General features: G+C 70.8%; 15 protein-coding genes, 1 tRNA gene and 1 pseudogene. 13 read left to right on the top strand and 4 right to left on the bottom strand.

From position 1 onward, the window contains the following. The first annotated feature begins 20 nt into the window (after window positions 1–20). Both ccmA and ccmB read left to right on the top strand, forming a co-directional pair. On the top strand, window positions 21–629 hold the full coding sequence (ccmA, locus tag KF910_RS07620; RefSeq protein ID WP_292260121.1) for a heme ABC exporter ATP-binding protein CcmA: 609 nt from the start codon (window positions 21–23) through the stop codon (window positions 627–629). Beyond that, on the top strand, window positions 626–1291 hold the full coding sequence (gene ccmB / locus KF910_RS07615) for a heme exporter protein CcmB (protein WP_292260119.1): 666 nt from the start codon (window positions 626–628) through the stop codon (window positions 1289–1291). The genes ccmA and ccmB overlap by 4 nt, the downstream gene beginning before the upstream one ends. Window positions 1292–1298: 7 nt before the next feature. On the opposite strand, the gene KF910_RS07610 is transcribed toward ccmB, so the two are convergent. Then, entirely contained in the window at window positions 1299–3410 is a 2112-nt protein-coding gene (locus KF910_RS07610) for a TonB-dependent receptor domain-containing protein (RefSeq protein WP_292260118.1), read from the bottom strand. Window positions 3411–3619: 209 nt separating this feature from the next. Between KF910_RS07610 and KF910_RS07605 the strand changes: the two genes are divergently transcribed. Continuing rightward, on the top strand, window positions 3620–6067 hold the full coding sequence (locus tag KF910_RS07605) for a DUF305 domain-containing protein (RefSeq protein ID WP_292260115.1): 2448 nt from the start codon (window positions 3620–3622) through the stop codon (window positions 6065–6067). An 82-nt stretch (window positions 6068–6149) separates the two neighbouring features. On the opposite strand, the gene KF910_RS07600 is transcribed toward KF910_RS07605, so the two are convergent. Then, window positions 6150–6287: an entericidin A/B family lipoprotein gene (locus tag KF910_RS07600; RefSeq protein ID WP_292260111.1), complete on the bottom strand. Its 138-nt coding sequence runs from the start codon at window positions 6285–6287 to the stop codon at window positions 6150–6152. A 99-nt stretch (window positions 6288–6386) separates the two neighbouring features. Between KF910_RS07600 and KF910_RS07595 the strand changes: the two genes are divergently transcribed. The 3 genes from KF910_RS07595 (at window position 6387) to KF910_RS07585 (ending at window position 9396) form a co-directional block, all read left to right on the top strand. Beyond that, window positions 6387–8060 (top strand): thiamine pyrophosphate-dependent enzyme, encoded by a 1674-nt coding sequence (locus KF910_RS07595; protein WP_292260108.1) that lies wholly within the window; start codon window positions 6387–6389, stop codon window positions 8058–8060. A gap of 13 nt (window positions 8061–8073) precedes the next feature. Continuing rightward, the gene (locus KF910_RS07590; protein WP_292260105.1) at window positions 8074–8529 is read left to right on the top strand and encodes a hypothetical protein; all 456 of its coding nucleotides are present in this window, start codon (window positions 8074–8076) and stop codon (window positions 8527–8529) included. Between the two features lie 69 nt (window positions 8530–8598). Continuing rightward, window positions 8599–9396: an exodeoxyribonuclease III gene (locus tag KF910_RS07585; RefSeq protein WP_292260102.1), complete on the top strand. Its 798-nt coding sequence runs from the start codon at window positions 8599–8601 to the stop codon at window positions 9394–9396. Window positions 9397–9403: 7 nt separating this feature from the next. Here the strand turns inward: KF910_RS07585 and KF910_RS07580 are convergent, their stop codons facing one another. Next, window positions 9404–10816, bottom strand: coding sequence for an SLC13 family permease (locus KF910_RS07580; protein ID WP_292260099.1), 1413 nt, complete (start codon window positions 10814–10816; stop codon window positions 9404–9406). Window positions 10817–10905: 89 nt separating this feature from the next. On the opposite strand from KF910_RS07580, the gene KF910_RS07575 reads away from it, so the two are divergent. Beyond that, window positions 10906–11778, top strand: coding sequence for a hypothetical protein (locus tag KF910_RS07575; RefSeq protein ID WP_292260096.1), 873 nt, complete (start codon window positions 10906–10908; stop codon window positions 11776–11778). Between the two features lie 31 nt (window positions 11779–11809). Here the strand turns inward: KF910_RS07575 and KF910_RS07570 are convergent, their stop codons facing one another. Further along, window positions 11810–14272 (bottom strand): helicase-related protein, encoded by a 2463-nt coding sequence (locus KF910_RS07570; RefSeq protein WP_292260093.1) that lies wholly within the window; start codon window positions 14270–14272, stop codon window positions 11810–11812. Window positions 14273–14375: 103 nt separating this feature from the next. Between KF910_RS07570 and KF910_RS07565 the strand changes: the two are divergent. From KF910_RS07565 to KF910_RS07540, 6 genes and pseudogenes are all read left to right on the top strand, one after another. Next, window positions 14376–14555 (top strand): annotated as a pseudogene (locus KF910_RS07565) (glutaredoxin domain-containing protein); the annotation flags it as partial. Window positions 14556–14669: 114 nt separating this feature from the next. Then, window positions 14670–15101, top strand: coding sequence for a MauE/DoxX family redox-associated membrane protein (locus tag KF910_RS07560; RefSeq protein WP_323805554.1), 432 nt, complete (start codon window positions 14670–14672; stop codon window positions 15099–15101). Window positions 15102–15287: 186 nt separating this feature from the next. Continuing rightward, a tRNA-Arg gene (locus KF910_RS07555) sits at window positions 15288–15364 on the top strand. Between the two features lie 137 nt (window positions 15365–15501). Then, the gene (locus KF910_RS07550) at window positions 15502–16227 is read left to right on the top strand and encodes an IPTL-CTERM sorting domain-containing protein (protein WP_292260090.1); all 726 of its coding nucleotides are present in this window, start codon (window positions 15502–15504) and stop codon (window positions 16225–16227) included. Window positions 16228–16259: 32 nt separating this feature from the next. Continuing rightward, a complete protein-coding gene (locus KF910_RS07545) occupies window positions 16260–16997 on the top strand; it encodes an IPTL-CTERM sorting domain-containing protein (protein WP_292260088.1) in 738 nt (245 codons plus the stop codon). Between the two features lie 114 nt (window positions 16998–17111). Continuing rightward, window positions 17112–18155, top strand: coding sequence for a helix-turn-helix transcriptional regulator (locus KF910_RS07540; RefSeq protein WP_292260085.1), 1044 nt, complete (start codon window positions 17112–17114; stop codon window positions 18153–18155). Window positions 18156–18188: the final 33 nt, after the last annotated feature.

The following is an 18188-nucleotide window of genomic DNA, read 5'->3' as shown; positions in this document are numbered from 1 at the left end:
TTGGCGGCAGAGGCTGGGCGATGACCGCCGGCCTGACTCTGGACGGCCTGACGGTCCGCCGGGGCGAACGGACCCTGTTTCGCGACCTGTCGGCCCGGATCCCGGCGGGAACCGCCCTGGCCCTGACCGGCGCCAACGGTGCGGGCAAGACCACCCTTCTGCGGATCATCGCCGGCCTGGTCCGGCCCGAGGCGGGGACCGTGGCCCTGGACGGACAGGCAGCCGAGGCGTCGCGCGCGGGCGCCCTGCATCTGCTGGGTCATCTCGACGGGTTGAAGGGCGGGCGCCGCGCGGGCGACGAACTGGCCTTCCAGGCGCGCTGGCTGGGGGCCGACCCCTCGGCGATCGAGGACGCGGTCCAGCGCCTAGCCCTGGGCCCGCTGCTGCAGATCGAGGTGCGGCGGCTGTCGGCGGGCCAGAGGCGGCGGCTGGCCTTCGCCCGCCTGCTGGCGGCCCCGCGTCCCCTGTGGCTGCTGGACGAGCCCTTCGCCCCCCTGGACGCCCGCTGGCGCGCCGAACTGGGTCAGGCCATGGCCCGGCACCTGGCCGACGGGGGCCTGGTGGTGGCGGCGGTGCACGATCCCCTGCCGGTGGCTGCGGCGACCCTGGACCTGGGGGGGCTGGCGTGACGGCCCTGATGATCCTGTGGCGGCGCGAACTGGCCCTGGCCTGGGCCGGGGGCGGAGGCCCGCTCCTGGCCTGCGGCTTCTTCCTGACCCTGACGGTGCTGGTTCCGCTGACGGTCGGTGCGGCGCCGGAGGCCCTGACGCCCCTGTCCGGCGGGATCGCCTGGCTGGCCCTGGCCCTGGCCTCGACCCTGTCGCTGGAACGGCTGTTCGAGCGCGATCATGAGGACGGGGCCCTCGACCTGATCGCCCTGGGCCCGGCGCCGCTGGAACTGGTGGTCCTGGCCAAGGCCAAGGCCCAGTGGCTGGCGGTCGGCCTGCCCCTGGCCCTGACCGCCCCGGTGGCGGCGATCGCCCTGGGTCTGCCGGTCACCCTGGCGCCCCTGGCGGCCGCGACGGCCCTGGTCGGCGCCCTGGGGTTCGCCCTGACCGGCGCCCTGGGGGCGGCCCTGGCCCTGGGGTCGCGACGGGGCGGGCTGCTGATCGCCGTGGTGGTGCTGCCGCTCTATATTCCGCCGGTGGTCTTCGGCGCCGGCGCCCTGGCGCGGGCGGGCCAGGGGGCGGACCCCTGGCCGGCGGCGGCCCTTCTGGGAGCCTATGTGCTGTTCGCCGGGGCGATCACCCCGGTGGCGGGCGCCGCCGCCATCCGCAACGCCCTGGACTGACCCCGGCTCAGAACCGGGTCCGCAGACCCACCACGATGTTTCGGCCGCGCAGCGGGGCCAGGGTCGAGATGAAGGAGGCGTGGTTCAGCGCCGTCTCGTCCAGCAGGTTGGTCCCCCGCACGAAGACCTGGCTGCTCATCCCGCCCGCCTCGAAATCGAAGGCGGCGGTGGCGTTCAGCGTGTTGTAGCCAGGCGTCGCGGTCTCGAAGTCGGCGATGCGATCCTGGTCGAACACGCGCACATATTCGACATTGCCCGACCACGGGCCGCGATAGCCGTCCACCCGCAGGCCCAGCCGCGCCGCCGGGATGCGCGGCAGGGGCCCGCCGCCGTCCAGGCTGGCGTGCACCCGGTCGCCGAACACCGTGGCCGACAGGTCGGGCCGGAAGGCGTAGCGCACCTCGCCCTCGATCCCCGTGAAGGTGGCGTCGGCCTGGGCGTAGCGGATCAGGCGGAAGTCCTCGTACTGATCCAGGGTCTCGGCGTAGATGTAGCCGTCATAGGCGTAGCGATACAGGCTGAACGCGGCCGTCAGCGGTCCCTGGGTCTTGCGCAGCCCCAGTTCGACCGATTGCACCGTCTCTTCCGACAGGTCCGCCGCGCCCAGCTCATAGGTGTTGGTCGCCAGATGGACGCCGTCGGCGTAAAGCTCCTGCACATGGGGCGCCCGCTGCGACCGGGCGGCGCTGATCGAGGCGGCGTATCCGGGCGCGAAATCCCAGGTCACGGCCAGGGAGGCCGAGAAGGGGTTGTGTTCGACATCGGGGCGGCCGACGGCCTTGGCCTTCTGCCATTCCTGACGCAGCGCCCCCTCGACCCGCCAGTCGCCCATCCGCTTCTCCTCGACCAGGAAGACAGCCGTGTTGCGGGTGCGGCTCTGGGGAATGAACTGCTCGTCCTGGCCCGGCAGGCCGGCGATGAAGTCGCTGTCCGAGGTCTGGACGCCGAACACCCCGCGCAGGCCGGCGATCGGCGCATGCTGGATCTCGATCCGGGCGTCGCTGCCCTCGTTGGCGAAGGTGGTGGCCACGGCCCCGTGCTCGATCTCGTCATGGGCGTAGTCGGTGTGGCCGCCGCGGAAGCGGATCCGCTCTATGCCCGCGACCGGGTCGCGCCATTCGCCCCGCACGTCCAGGCGGCGGCTGACCAGATCGACCACCGGCGCCTCGCCTTCCTCGTGATCATGGTCGTGATCGTGATCGTCGTCCTCGTCGTCATGGCCGTGCTCGCCGCAGTGCAGGCTCAGCCCATGCAGGTGGCAGCCCTCGTACTCATGGCTGTGGCCCGGCAGGCCGTAGCGGCCGTGCTGCTCGGTATAGGCGGCGCCGAAATAGCCGCGTGATCCGATCCAGCTGGCGCCGATCGTGGCCGACTGGGCGCTGCTGAACGACCCGGCCAGGCGGTCGAAGCCTTCGGACGCCTCTTCGTCGTGGTCATGATCCTCGTGCGCGGGCGGGGTGTAGAAGGGGACGCGATAGTCGTCGGCCCTCCGGGTCGAGGCCTCCAGCCGCAGAGCCAGGCCGCCGGCCCCGACGGTCATGCCGATGACCCCGGCCCGTTCGTCGTCGGCCGTGCCCAGCCGGACCTCGGCCGCGCCCTCGCCGCCGTCGCGCGGAACGGCGGTGGGAATCTTCTTGTCGATCAGATTGACCGCCCCGCCGATGGCGCCCCCGCCATAGATCAGGGCGCTGGGACCGCGCAGGATCTCCACCCCCTCGACCAGCAGCATCTCGCCGGACACGGCGTGGTCGGGCGAAATCTCCGAGGCGTCAATGATGCCGGCGCCATCGTTCATCACCTTGACCCGCGGCGCGGTCTGGCCGCGGATCACCGGCCGGCTGGCGCCGCCGCCGAAGGTGTCGGCATTGACGCCGGGCACGCCCGACAGGGTCTCGCCCAGGGTCGCCTGGCGCCGATGCACCAGTTCGTCGCCGCCCACCACCGCCACGTTCGAGATGACGTCGTCCTTGGACCGGCCCAGGGGATCGGCGGTCACGATCACCTCGTCCAGCTGGGTCGCCGGGTCGGACGGCCGGGTCTGGGGCGTGTCCTCGGCGCGGGCGGCGCCGGCCAGGACCGACAGGCTGGCGGCGGCGAAAAGGGCGGCTCTGAACGACATGGTCGGCTCCGGCTTCAGCGATCCGAAGCTATTATGTTATACTGTAACAATCCGCAAATTACATTCTTTTCATGTGCCGCGCAAAAGCCCGGATTCCGCCGTTTTCGCGGCGAAACGGCGGCAATGGCGGGTCCAAGACGCTAGGCGCCCGTCAGCGGAGCCGTTACGGTCGCGCCGCCGTAATCGAATATTGAATAATGGAGGTCCGCGTGTCGCCCAGATCTGTCCTGTCCGCCCGCCTGCTGATCGGGGGCTCCGTCGCCGCCCTGCTGTTCGCCGCGGGGGCCGCCGCCGCCCAGGACGCCCCGATCGTCCAGCCGGGCGCGCCCGGCCAGGCGTCGCGCACCCTCAGCGCCTCCGACGCCGCCACCCTGGCCAACAACCGCTTCTCGGCCGACGACGTCCGCTTCATGCAGGACATGATCGTGCACCATAACCAGGCGGTTCAGATGGCCGCCCTGGTCGATGGCCGCACCAGCCGTCAGGGCGTGGTCGCCGCCGCCGGCCGCATCAACGCCACCCAGGCCGACGAGATCGGCTTCATGCAGCGCTGGCTGCGCGAGCGGGGCCAGACCGCGCCCAACCCGGCCGCCGACGCCCACGCCCATCATGGCGCCGGGCATGACATGGGTGGTGCGGGCCACACCATGGCCGGCATGGCCACCCCCGAACAGATGGCCGAGCTGGCGGCCGCCAGCGGCGTCGAGTTCGACCGCAAATTCCTCAGCCTGATGATCGCCCACCACGAGGGCGCGGTCGAAATGGTGAACCACCTGCTGCGCCGTTCGGGTTCGGCCTACGATCCGGTGCTGTTCGAGTTCGTCAACGACGTCCTGAACGAACAGCAGGGCGAGATCCGCCGCATGACCGCCATGTCGCGCGAACTGACGACCGATCCGCGCGCCACCCTGGCCGCCGGATTCCGCGATGCGGGCCAGGCCGGCCACAATCTGAATCTGGTCTCGACCCTGCCCAAGCCGAGGGGCTTCTTCGATCCCAGCAACGAGGCCGGCCTGCCGCCGCCCCTGCCCGAGGCCGAAGGCGAGACCCCGACCCGCAGCGGCGGCGACGACATGTCCGACCGCTTCGGCAAGCGTGCGCCCTTCCTCAGCTTCGCCAACACCGACATGGCTTTCTCGGGCGACCTGATGGCGGTCGGCAACTACCACGGCTTCAACCTGTATCGTCTGGGCCAGGGCGACACGCCCCAGCTGATCACCTCGGTGGTCTGCCCCGGCGGCCAGGGCGACGTCTCCATCGTCGGCAACCTGCTGCTGATGTCGGTCGAGCAGAACTCGGGCCGCGTCGACTGCGGTCGTGAGGGCATCGCCGAGGACATCAGCGCCGAACGCTTCCGCGGTCTGCGCATCTTCGACATCAGCCAGCCCACCGCGCCGCGCCAGGTCGGCCAGGTCCAGACCTGCCGCGGGTCGCACACCCATTCGGTCGTTTCGTCCGACGACCGCAGCATCATCGTCTACAACTCGGGCACCGCCGGCATCCGCAACGAGCGCGAACTGGCTGGCTGCGTCGTGGGTCAGGCGGGCGATCAGCGCACCGCCCTGTTCCGCGTCGATGTCATCGAGATTCCGGTCGCCGATCCCTCGCGCGCCCGCATCATCGACAGCCCGACCGTCTTCGCCGACGGCGACCGCATCGCCGGCCTGTGGCAGGGCGGCGATCATGGCGAGGGCACCCAGAGCACCGCCCGCACCGACCACTGCCACGACATCACGGTCTTCCCGACCCTGAACATCGCCGCCGGCGCCTGCTCGGGCAACGGGCTGATCTTCGACATCACCGACCCGCGCAAGCCGCAACGGATCGACGCGGTGTCGGACCAGGGCTTCGCCTACTGGCACTCGGCCACCTTCAACAACGACGGCACCAAGGTGCTGTTCACCGATGAATGGGGCGGGGGCTCGCGTCCGCGCTGTCGCGTCCAGGACCCGATGCACTGGGGCGCCAACGCCTTCTACGACATCGTCGACCGCAAGCTGGTGTTCCGCGGCTACTACAAGCTGCCGGCGCCCCAGACGGACCAGGAGAACTGCGTCGCCCACAACGGCTCGATCGTGCCGGTGCCCGGCCGGGATATCTTCGTCCAGGCCTGGTATCAGGGCGGGCTGTCGGTGATCGACTTCACCGACTCGGCCAACGCCCATGAGATCGCCTATTTCGACCGTGGCCCGATCGACGCCCAGCACGAGATCCTGGGCGGCTACTGGTCGACCTACTGGTACGGCGGCCACATCTACGGTTCCGAGATCGCGCGCGGCCTGGACGTCCTGACCCTGCAGCCCAGCGATGAGCTCAGCGCCGCCGAGATCGCCGCCGCCGCCATGGCCGACCAGGGCCGGACCTTCAACCCGCAGCGGCAGACGCCCGTGACCTGGCCCAGCCACCCGGTCGTGGCTCAGGCCTATGTCGATCAGCTGGCCCGTCAGCAGGCCCTGCCGGCCGACAAGATCGCGGCCCTGACCTCGACCCTGACCGAAGTCGGCGCCCGCCTGGACGCCGGGTCCAAGGACGCCGCCCTGGCCGGCCGCGTCGACGCCCTGGCCGGCGACCTGAACGTCGGCTCGGACGCCGCGGCCAACCGCCGGGCCACCGCCCTGCGCGGCGTCCTGACCGACCTGTCGGCCAAGCTGCGCTGATCCGGCCGCGAGGCTGAAGTCAAAGAGAAGGCCGGCTGGAGCGATCCAGCCGGCCTTTTCCGTTTCCGGGCGCCGCCGATGATCAGTTCTTGGCCTGTTCGGCGCCCGAGGTGACGGCCGAACCGGCGGCCGAGACGTCGCGGCCGACGCCCGAGATGGTGTTGCAGGCCGAAACGGCCAGGGCGGCGGCGATCAGACCGAGCGTGATGATTTTGCGCATGATGTTCCCCATGGGCAGTGTTGAAACCTTGGCCGTAACGCCAAGCGTGGCCATTGGGTTGCATGGCCAAGATCGGGCCGGTCTGCTAACGCCCCGGCCATGACCCAAGCTCCCGACACCGCCGCCCGCCGCCTCGTCGAAACCCTGGTGATGAACGGGGTGGATCGCGTCTTCTGCGTGCCGGGCGAAAGCTATCTGGCGGTGCTGGACGCCCTGGCCGACGTGCGCGACCGTATCCAGGTGGTCACCTGCCGGCACGAGGCGGGCGCCGCCAACATGGCCGAGGCCTATGGCAAGCTGACGGGCCGCCCCGGCGTCTGCATGGTCACGCGCGGGCCCGGCGCCACCCACGCCAGCATCGGCGTGCACACGGCGCACCAGGATTCCACGCCGATGATCCTGTTCGTCGGCCAGATCGCCCTGACCGACCGCGGCCGCGGCGCCTTTCAGGAGGTGGACTACCGCGAGGTGTTCGGCGGCCTGGCCAAATGGGCGACCGAGATCGAAAGCCCCGAACGCACGGTCGAGGTGGTGGAACGCGCCTTCGCCACGGCGCTTCAGGGCCGGATGGGTCCGGTCGTCGTGGCCCTGCCCGAAGACCTGCTGCACGCCCAGGGCGGCCCGGCGCCGGTCAAGCCTGTGGTCCCGGCCAGGGCGGGCCTGGACCCTGCCTTCGTCGATCAGGTGCGCGAGCGTCTGGGCAGGGCCGAACGCCCCCTGCTGGTGTTGGGCGGATCGGGCTGGACCACCGAAGCCGCCGCCGCCATCGGCGACTGGGCCGAGAAGATCGGCCTGCCGGTCGCCCTGTCCTTCCGGCGCAAGGACATCCTGTCGAACGACCGGCCGAACTACGCCGGGGACCTGGGCCTGGGGTGCAATCCCAAGCTGACGGCGCGGGCCAAGGCGGCGGACCTGATCCTCGCCATCGGCGCCCGCCTGGGCGAAAATCCGACCCAGGGCTACACCCTGCTGGACCGCGCGCGCACGGCCGAGACCCTGGTCCACATCCATCCGGGGGCCGAGGAACTGGGTCGGGTCTGGACGCCATCGCTCAGCGCCACGGCGGACAACAGCCTGGCCGCCCACGCCCTGTCGGTCCTCGATCCGGGCCGCGCCTGGCATGAAGAGGCCAAGGCCGCCCACGCCGACTATCAGGCCTTCTCCACCCCGGTGGACGTCACCGGTGCGGTGAACATGAGCGAATGCATGGCCCATCTGGCCCAGGCTCTGCCGGCCGAGGCCGTGGTGACCAACGGCGCGGGCAATTTCGCCGCCTGGCTGCATCGCTTCTATCGCCACCGAGCCTGCCGCACCCAGCTGGCGCCGACCTCGGGCGCAATGGGCTATGGCTATCCGGCCGCCGTCGCCGCCAAGAGCGTCCATCCGGACCGCGAGGTCGTCTGCATCGCCGGAGACGGCGACTTCATGATGACGGCCCAGGAGATGGCCACCGCCGCCCAGCACGGCCTGGGCGTGGTCGTGGTGGTGGTCGATAACGGGACCTACGGCACCATCCGGATGCACCAGGAAACCCACTATCCGGGCGCGCCGCGGGTGATCGCCACCGATCTGAGGAACCCCGACTTTGTGAAATACGCCGAGGCCTTCGGCGCCTTCGCCGTGCGCTGCGAGACCACGGCCGACTTTCCCGCCGCCCTGGACGCCGCCCGCACGGCGGCGCGGGAACAGGCGCGCCCGGCCCTCGTTCATCTGATCACCTCGGCCGAGGACATCGCCCCCGGGCGCACGATCAGCGGCCTTCGCTCGAAATAGACGAAAGGCGTCCATGCGCGCCCTGGCCCTGATCCCCATCCTCGCCCTTGCCGCCTGCGCCTCCGGCCCGGCCGGACCGGCGCCCGCGTCGCCGATGGCCGGCAACAGCAACGACTGCGCCGTCATCGCCGCCGTGGCCCGCGACCACTACCGTTTCGGCCCGGACAACGCCCCGCCGCCCCTGTGGCTGGACGGCGGGGAGGGCGACTGGTCGCCCCGCTGCGACTGGGCCCGCTACGGCGTCGCCTTTCCCCGCACCTATGATCCCGACGCCCCGCGCGCGCCCGGCGAGCGGATCCAGTGGGTCGCGTTCAAACAGCCCCGCTATCAGGACAACGGCCGCCTCGCCGTGATCGAGGCAGGCATCATGCATGGCCCCCTGGCCGGAATGGGCGTCGAATGCCGCGCCCGCTCCGGCGTCGCCGGCTGGTCCCTCGAAGGCCAGTGCCGCAACACCTGGATCTCCTGATCGCCCTGCCGCCCTGTCTTGGGGCGGCGCCATGTTGCGGCTCGGGGGGACGGGCGGTAGAGCCGGCCCATGACCCTTCGCCTCGCCACCTGGAACATCAACTCGGTCCGCCTGCGTATCGACCAGGTCGCCCGTTTCGTGTCCGAGGCGGGGGTGGATGTCCTGTGCCTGCAGGAGATCAAATGCCTGGAGGACCAGTTCCCGCGCAACGCCTTCGCCGAGATGGGCCTGCCCCACCTGAAGGTCGCGGGCCAGAAGGGGTGGCACGGGGTGGCCATCGCCTCGCGCCTGCCGATCGGCGAGTCCCGGACCTTCCAGGCCTGCCGCCTGGGCCATGCGCGCTGCGTCTCTGCCCGGATCGCCGGGGTGGATGTGCAGAATTTCTACATCCCGGCCGGCGGCGACGTGCCGGACCGGGCGCTGAACCCGAAATTCGATCACAAGATGGACTTCTACGAACAGCTGACCGCGACTGTGGCGGGGCAGGATCGCGGCGCCCCTCTTCTGATGTGCGGCGACTTCAACATCGCGCCCAGCGAGTTCGACGTCTGGAACCACCGCTACATGTCCAAGGTGGTCAGCCACACCCCGATCGAGGTCGAGACCCTGAACCGGTTGCAGTCGGCGGGCGACTTCCATGACGTGGTCCGGGCCGCCTATCCCGAGCCGCAGAAGCTGGCCAGCTGGTGGAGCTATCGCGCCCTGGACTTCCGCAAGTCGAACCGGGGGCTGCGGCTGGATCACATCTGGACCTCGCCCGGCCTGACGCCGGCCGTGGTCCCGGCCAGCGCCGTGATCCACGAACCGGTCCGCGCCTGGGAACAGCCGTCCGACCACTGTCCGATCACGGTCGATCTGGACGTCTGATCCCGGCTCAGAACGGGAAGAAGATCGGGATGGCGACCATGGCCGCCACCCAGGTGACCAGGTTCAGCGGCGCCCCGACCCGCACGAAGTCCATGTAGCTGTAGCCCGCCATCTGGAACACCAGGACATTGGTCTGATAGCCGAACGGGGTGGCGAAGGCGGCCGAGGCGGCCATCATCACCGCGACCAGGAAGGGCCGCGCGTCCACGCCCAGGGCCTGGGCCAGGGCCACGGCGATCGGGGTGATCAGCACCGCCACGGTGGCGTTGGACAGAAGTTCGGTGGCGAACAGGGTCACGCCGTAGAAGATAATCAGGGCGCCCATCGGCCCCAGAGGCTCCACCACCCCGATCAGCGCCTGGGCGCCCGCCTGGGCCAGGCCGGTCACCTCGATGGCCATGCCGACCACCACCATCCCGGCGATCAGCAGCAGTATCTCGGGCCGCAGCCCGGCATAGGCCTCTTCCGCCGTGATCACCCGCGCCAGGATCAGCAGCACGGCCCCTGCGAAGGCCGCCGCCGCTATGGGGGCGATATTCAGGGCCGCCGCCAGGATGACGGCGACGAAGACGGCCAGGGACGTCAGGGCGCGGCCCAGCTGGAGCGGGCGTTCGGCCCCCTTCTCGTACAGGTCGATGTCGCCCAGGACCCCGTCGCCCGAGCCGTCGGGTGTGGCCCGCGCCTCGCCCAGCCGCAGCCGCTCCAGCCAGTCCGGGGCCGGGAAACGCCAGCGGCGGCGTGCGGCGCGCGCCTGGGCCCGGGCCTCGGCCCGGCGCCGGCGCTCCATCGACACCTCCTCGACCCGCGCCGGCCGATCCAGCTGGCGGCCGCCGACCAGATAGAGATAGGCCGCCCCAGTCAGGGCGATGCTCAGACCCACCCCGGTGATCTCGAACAGGCCGAATACCGGCTGGCCCGCATTGCGCGCCATGTCGTTGACCAGCAGATTGGTCGAGGTGCCGATCAGGGTCAGCAGTCCGCCCATGACGACCACATAGCTGAGCGGCATCAGGAACCGCTTGGGCGACAGGTTCAGCGACAGGGCCATGTCCCGCACCACCGGCGCGGCCAGGACCACCACCGGGGTGTTGTTCAGGAAGCCGCCGACCGAGCCGCACAGGCCGATGACCAGCCATATGCCGCGCGCGCCCAGCCTCTGGGTCAGGCGCGTGGCCCTCTGGATCAGCCAGGCCAGCAGGCCCGAAAGTTCGATGGCGTAGGCGATGACGAACAGGCCGGCCAGGGCGATGATGGCCGGGCTGGCGAAGGCGCCCTGGACCTCTCCGGGCCGCACGACGCCCAGGATCAGCAGCACCGCTGCCCCGCTCAGGGCCACCACGTCGGGCCGTATCCGGCCGTGGATCAGCACCCCCACCACGGCCGCCAGCACGACCAGGGCGGCGATCTGGTCGAATGTCATGAACCCTCCCCCTGTCGGCGCGCTTAGGTTTAGATGACCCATGGCGACGCTTGCGTCACCTCTAGCGGTTCGGAGCAGGGAGCGGTTCCATGAAACGATCGGGAGGACGCGCCGGAGGCGCTCTGGCGGCGGTTCTGGCGATCGGCGGCGGCCTGGGCCTGGCCCAGTGCGAGCGGCCGGCCGATCCGACTCCCAGCACGGAACCGCCCCCGTCCCTGACCCTCCCCGCCGGCCTGGGCCGCGCGGGCTTGCTGACGGTCCTGTCCCAGGCCTCGGCGGCGCACGCGGCGGGTCAGGCGGCGGATGATGGCGCCGCCGTCGCCGGTCGGGCGGTGGAGATACGGCTGCCCTTCGGCTGCACCGGCCCGGCCGCCCAGGCGCGCGAGGGTCTGGCCCAGTGGCGCCGGACGACGGATGGAACCGGTCTGGTGTTGAGCCTGACGCCGGCGGACTGGACGCGGTCGCCCCTGGTGCTGGCGCCGGGAACGGCGCCGGGCTGGGAGCGGGCGGAGGGGTTCTGGATCGCGCGGCCGTGGCTGACGTCCGACGGCTGTCCGCGCGCCCCGGCGGCGGCCCCGCTTCCGGCGATGCCGGCCGCAGCCGATACCGACCCTGAACAGACGCAGACGCCCGTCGTGACCCTGCCTGCGCCAGAACCGTCGCCGATGACCGCCGGGCTGGTGATGTTCGAGGGCGCCGGGGCCTCGCGCCTGGGCCGCAGGCCGGGCGAGCCATGGCGGCTGACCCTACGCGGAACGGCCGAACGTCCGGTCGCGGCGCCGGCGGACGGCTATCGGCTGGTGCTGGCGGGTCGGATCGGCCGCTTCCCGGACGGGCGCACGATCCGCTGCACTTCGACGGGGCCCAACGTCAGGCCGGTCTGCCTGGCGGCGGTGGAGCTGGACCGCGTCGCCTTCGAAGACGCCCAGGGCGGGCGGCTGGGCGAGTGGCGGCTGACCTGATCGGGCGTCCTTCGGACCACCCGCCCGCATTTCATGCCGCGCCGGAGCGTTTCCGACGCCGGCGCCGCGGCGCGGCCGGCCGGGCCAGGTCGGCCAGGGCGGCGAACGGGCTGTCGGGGCGCATGCGCGGCGCCTTGCCGGCGGCGGGCGCGGCGGCGCGGCGCGGGGGGCGCAGGGCGGTCAGGATTTCGCGCGCCTGATTTGCGGTCCAGCCCAGTTCGGCCAGGGCGGCGTCGGACAGCCGACCCTTGCCCTCGGCGCGCAGGGCGGCCATCCGCTCGGCCGTCTCGACCGGCACGGTCCAGCGGCCGGCGACAAGCCGGCCGTGGGCCGACAGGGTCCGTTCGCCGGGCGCCGGGTCGCTCAGGCGCATCAGGCCCGCGCCGGGCAGGGCCGGGACGAAGGCCTGGGCCAGCATCAGGCCGCGCGGCTTCAGCACGGCCGGCAGCCAGACCGCGAAGGCGCCGACGCGGATGGCGAACTGTTTCAGGGTCCGCCGCTCGGCCTGGCTCAGGGCCGCCAGATCGCGCTCGATGGCGGCGCGGCCGATCACGCCCCCGGCCTCGATCAGGCGAAAGGCGATCCCGCGCGGCAGGCCCTTCAGCGTCCCGTCCTCGACCGCACGACGAAGCCGGGCCAGGGGACGCAGGGCGCGGCCCGCCTCGGCCGACAGCCAGGCCTCGATGCGGCGGCGCGCGCGTTCCCGCGCGGGCTCAGGCCCAAGGTCGCCCAGCAGCCTCACACGCGGCGAGAACGGATCGCCCTCCGCGACCTGGGCCGCCAAGGCGCCGCGCCACAAGACACCACCGTCGGGGCCTACCGAAAAAGCCGCATCCTCGTCCGCCGCCAACCGACCCAGCCGCCGCGCGATCTCCGGCCCCACGGCGTGGCGGGCGGCGGCGCGCAGGGCGCGATCCGCCAGGGCCGAACCCCCGGCCTCGGGTGCGAACCGCACCCCGTCCAGCCGGCCGACCGATTGGCCCTCGACCAGAACCTCGCCATCGTCGGCCACCTCGACGCCCAGGTCGGGCCGGTCGTTCAGGGCGCGCATCAGGGCGGTGGTCTTGCGGTCGACGAAACGGGCGGTCAGCCGTTCGTGCAGCACGTCCGACAAGCGGTCCTCCAGGGCCCGCGCCGCCTCGCGCCATTCCTGCGGCCGGTCCAGCCAGTCCGGACGGGCGGCGATATAGGCCAGGGTGCGAACGCCGGACAGCCGGGCCGACAGCTGGTCGATCTGGCCGTCGTCGCGGTCCAGGTCGTTGAACCGGGCGGCGAACCAGTCGTGGATCAGGCGGCCGCGCTTGCCCGTCAAGGCCTGGAAGATGTCGCGCGCCAGCCGGGCGTGTTCATCGGGCGTCGTCTTCTGGAAGTCCGGCAGCTGGCACGTCTCCCACAGACGCATGACCGCCCCGCGCGACCGGGCGATCTTCTGGATGTCCGGATCGGCGGCGGCGCGGCGCAGCAGGGTCTCGTCCAAGGCCTGGGCCGTCAGCGTCAGGCCCGATACGCCTGGCAGGACGGTCAGCGACCGCAACAGGTCCGGCAGGGTGTCGAAATCCAGCCGCGCGTTCCTCCATTGCGCCGCTTCCAGCGGATCGAACCGATGCTCGACCACCTGTTCCACCAGATCGGGGTCCAGGTCGTCCGCCTCGCCCGTCACCCCGAACGTCCCGTCGCGCAGATGCCGCCCGGCGCGCCCGGCGATCTGGCCGATCTCATGGGCGTGCAGCCAGCGGGTGCGGCGGCCGTCGAACTTCCTCAGGCCCGCGAAGGCGACATGGTCCACATCCATGTTCAGCCCCATGCCGATGGCGTCGGTGGCGACCAGAAAGTCCACCTCGCCCGACTGGAACAGGGCCACCTGGGCGTTGCGGGTGCGGGGGCTGAGCGAGCCCATGACCACGGCGGCCCCACCCCTCTGGCGACGGATCAGTTCGGCGATCGCATAGACCTGCTCGGCGCTGAAGGCGACGATGGCGCTGCGGCGCGGCAGGCGGGTGATCTTTTTCGACCCCGCGTAGGACAGGGTCGACAGCCGGTCGCGCGACACCACCTCCACATCCGGGACCAGCCGCCGGGTCAGGGGCGCGGCCGTCCCCGCGCCCAGGAACATGGTCTCGAAACGGCCCCGCGCATGCAGCAGCCGCTGGGTGAAGACATGGCCCCGTTCAGGGTCGGCGATCAGCTGGATCTCATCGACGGCCAGGAAATCGACCGACCGCTCCATCGGCATGGCCTCGACGGTCGAGACGACATAGGCCGGGCGCGGCGGAACGATCTTCTCCTCGCCGGTGATCAGGGCGACGGCGGCCGCGCCGCGCACGCGCACGATCCGCTCATAGACCTCACGCGCCAGCAGGCGCAGCGGCAGGCCGATCATGCCCGAGGCGTGACCCAGCATCCGTTCGACCGCCAGATGGGTCTTGCCGGTGTTGGTGGGCCCCAGGACGGCGGCGACGCGCGACGGGGCCATGCCTGCGGAACGGTCGCTCATGACCCCTGGAAGGTGGCGATTCGCAAAGGCTTCCTCAAGCGTCGCGGCGACCTATCTAGAGGGGCGCGAGAGGAGACCGCCCGTGTCCAGCCCCAACCCCAAGACCGCCGTCCTGCACCGCATGGTCATGCCCGGCCATGTCTGCCCCTATGGCCGCAAGGCGCTGTGGCTTCTGAAACGCAAGGGCTATCGGGTCGAGGACTGCTGGCTGGAGACGCGCGAACAGACCGACGCCTTCAAGGCCGAACACGGGGTCAGGACCACGCCCCAGACCTTCATCGACGGCGAACGCATCGGCGGCTGGGACGACCTGAGGCGCCATTTCGGCTGGCGCGTGCGGCCGGCGGACCAGACCACCTATACGCCGGTGCTGGCCGTGTTCGCGGTCACGGCCCTGATGGCCCTGGCGGTCTGCTGGAGCGCGGGTTTCGGCGTCGAGCGCGGGGTGATGCTGTTCATCAGCCTCAGCATGATGGCTCTGGCCATGCTGAAGCTGCAGGACGTGGAGACCTTCTCCTCCATGTTCCTGAACTACGACCTGCTGGCCCAGCGCTGGGTGCCCTACGCCTACCTCTATCCGTTCGCGGAACTGGCGGCGGGCGCCCTGATGACGGCCATGGCCCTGACCTGGGTCTCTGCGCCCCTGGGGCTGGTGATCGGCGGGATCGGCGCCGTCTCGGTGTTCAAGGCCGTCTATGTCGACAGGCGTGAATTGAAATGCGCCTGCGTCGGCGGCGGGTCGAACACCCCGCTGGGCTTCCTGTCCCTGACCGAGAACCTGATGATGGTGGGGATGGCGGTGTGGATGCTGGCCCGGCACGCCGGTTAACGGCGTCGCCCGACCCGGCGGAACAGGCGCGAAACGAATCAGGACCGAATCGCTGACATGTCCCGATTCGGGATTTGTTCCCTACAAGGTCTTGTATCTTAAGGCCCATTAACCACAACGATGGACCGTGATCGCCACAGGGGGGCTAGGCGGCGCGCGCATCTGCCGCTACGTCCCCCTGCGCGTGGCCCCGTAGCTCAGCTGCATAGAGCAAGGCTTTCCTAAAGCCGAGGTCGGAGGTTGGAGTCCTCCCGGGGTCGCCATTTCCAACAAGTCCGCGGCCGATGCGGCCCCAAACCTGGGCCGCGTCCACCCGGCATGATCGCCCCTTCAGATTGAGACGCCCAGACATCGCCTCCTCGTCGCCTCGCTGGTAGCGGGGATCGACAAAGGGGGCGTGATGAAAATCAATCGGTTGAGGCGGCTTGCATCGCCGGCGGCGCGATGGGTCGCCGCCACGGCGGCTATGACGCTGATGTCGCTGGCGACCCCGGCGGGCGCGCAGGAAATCCGTATCGAGACGCCCGCCTACAGCAGTTGGTCCAACGCGGTCGCCTGCACCGTAGGCGACTGCGCCGACTATGCCCCCGGCCAGAAGGTTCAGGGCGTGATCAGCTTGAACGCGCCCCTGCCCCCCAACGCCGCCGGCCTGGACATCAAGCCCCTGATCGCGGCCATCCAGCTGAATGACGGGCCGCGAAACTTCACCCTCACGCCCGGCTTCGTCGTTTCCATGGCCTTCGTCAGCACCGACGCGGCTGGCGTCATAACCTACTTCCAGTTCCAGATTCAGCGCATTCCGGGACCACCCTATCTGGCGAATCTGCCCAATGATCCCAACTCTCGCATCAGCGGCGTCACGGTCACTCCGCTGTGGACCTCGACCTACAGCAATGGCCTGTGCCGTCAGAGATATGCCGCTCCATGGCCGACTGAAGCCTGCGACTGGATTGAGGCGGATTCCCATTCCTCGACGGCCTTCAGCAACAGCCCGCCGACCATCACCTATGTGGCCGCGCCCACACCCGCCGTCGTCCCGACCCTGACCGAATGGGCGATGATCCTGTTCGCCCTGCTGCTGGCCGGCGGCGCCGCCCTGCATCTGCAGCGGCGCCGCAACGCCTGAGCCCACTGTTCCAATTCTGGAGTCCGTTTCCCATGACCATCCATTGGCTCGCCGCCGCCGCCGCGACGGCCGTGATCTCTCTGGCGGGGCCGGCCGCGGCCCAGGCCGTCTACAGCGTTCAGAGCGGGACCTATTCCACCGTCAACGACATGGGCGGCGTCTGCACCGTCGGGCCGTGCTCGCCCTATTCCCTGGCGGACAGGGTCCAAGGCGTCTTCACTGTTCCGGCGCCCTTCGCGCCCAATCTGACCAACTACGACTTCGGCCCGGATCTGCTGGCTTTCGATATCGACGATGGGGCGGTGATCTATGACTCGACGGATCCCCGGGCCCGGATCGCCAACGCCGTCATCTCGACGGACGGGGCGGGAAACATCACCGGCTATCGCCTCGTGCTGCAGGTGCTGCACGGAACCGGCGCGACCTATCCGGTGAACAACTTCGCCGACGTGGAGGCGCGCTTCTCCTATTTCCTCTACGAAGGCGGCTTCGCGGCCGCCGGCCGCAACAACTATGTCTGCCTGGATCGGCGCGGCGACAGCGCCGCTTCGGGGCCGGGAACCTGCGGCTCCAGCAACGGCGGCCCGGACAGTGACATCGACAACAGCAGCCGCTTCACCGGCGGCGGCGCCCCCACCACGCCCGTCCTGGTCTCCTATGCGCCCCCAGTCGCCGTCGTGCCTACGATGACCGAGTGGGCGATGATCCTGTTCGGTCTGCTGCTGGCCGGCGGCGCGGCGATGCATCTGCAGCGGCGGCGGACGGTCTGAGGCGGGGAAATTTGCCTTTTCCGCCCAGGGCCGTGATCCTGGCCGCTGAGGCGGATCTCCTTTCGGGCCACGAAAGTGTTCGCCATTGTTGCTTAGCCGCCGGGGGGCAGCGTCATGGGGTCGGTCCAGGAGACCAACGCCGCCTGGGCCGTTCGTGGCGCGGGGCGGGACGAGGCCTTCGAGCGCTATCGCCAGGGCATGGGCGGGCTTTACGCCATCGAAGGGGTGGCGCCCCGCGCCCGGCGACGCTTTTACAATCGCAGCGGCATGACCCTGGGGCCCATGGGTCTGGTCGGATGGGGCGAAAGCCCGGCCCAGACCATGATCCGCAATCGCGACCTGACGCGGCGGTCCGAGATCGACGGACTGAACCTGGTCGTCAACATGGCGCCGGTGCTCGGCGACTCCGACGGTCGTCCCCTGCGGGCGCGGGCGGGAGACGTGCAGTTCCGGGACCTGTCGCGGCCCAGTGCGGGCCGATACCGCCGGGTCTGCCTGACCACCCTGATGGTCCCGCGCGACAGGATGCCGCCCGCCCTCCTGGCCGCCGATCTGCATGGTCGCGTCCTGCCGGTCGCCAGCGAGGCCGGGCGGGTGCTGAGCGGCCATATCCGGCTGCTGTCCAGACTGTCCTCGGTCCTGTCGCCGGACCAGCTGGAGACCGGGGTGCGCGCGGCCCTGATCATGGCCGGGCGGGCCATGGGCGACGCGCGCGCCCTGGCGCCCGAGGACGAGACCGCCCTGCGGCAGAGCCTGCGCTGGCGGGCCGCCCGGGTGATCGAGCGGCGTCTGCTGGACCCCGACCTGGGGCCGGACCAGGTGGCGCGAGTGTGCGGCGGATCGCGCGCCAGCCTGTACCGCGCCTTCGAGGCCGAGGGTGGAGTCGGCCGCTACATCCAGTCGCGCCGGCTGGAACGGGCCTATCGCCACCTGCTGTCCCACCCCGAAGCCCGTCGGATCGGCGAGGTGGCCCTGGCCCACGGCTTCGCGTCCCAGCCGCATTTCAGCCGCCTGTTCAGAGACCGCTTTGGCTGTACGCCTTCCAGCGTGGGTCCGAACGAGGGCGTGGCCCCGCCCGAGGCGGGCGCCGCGCGGTCCGGCGATATGCGCCACGGCCAGGCCGTGGCCTGGCTAAGGACCCTGTCGGCCGGCGACTGAGGCTGGTTGCGCGCCCCACAGCGGATTGAGACG

Source organism: Brevundimonas sp. (genome assembly GCF_019636155.1).
GTDB lineage: Bacteria > Pseudomonadota > Alphaproteobacteria > Caulobacterales > Caulobacteraceae > Brevundimonas.
The sequence above is the reverse complement of the archived record's forward strand: the minus strand, read 5'-3'. Positions and strand labels throughout refer to the sequence as shown.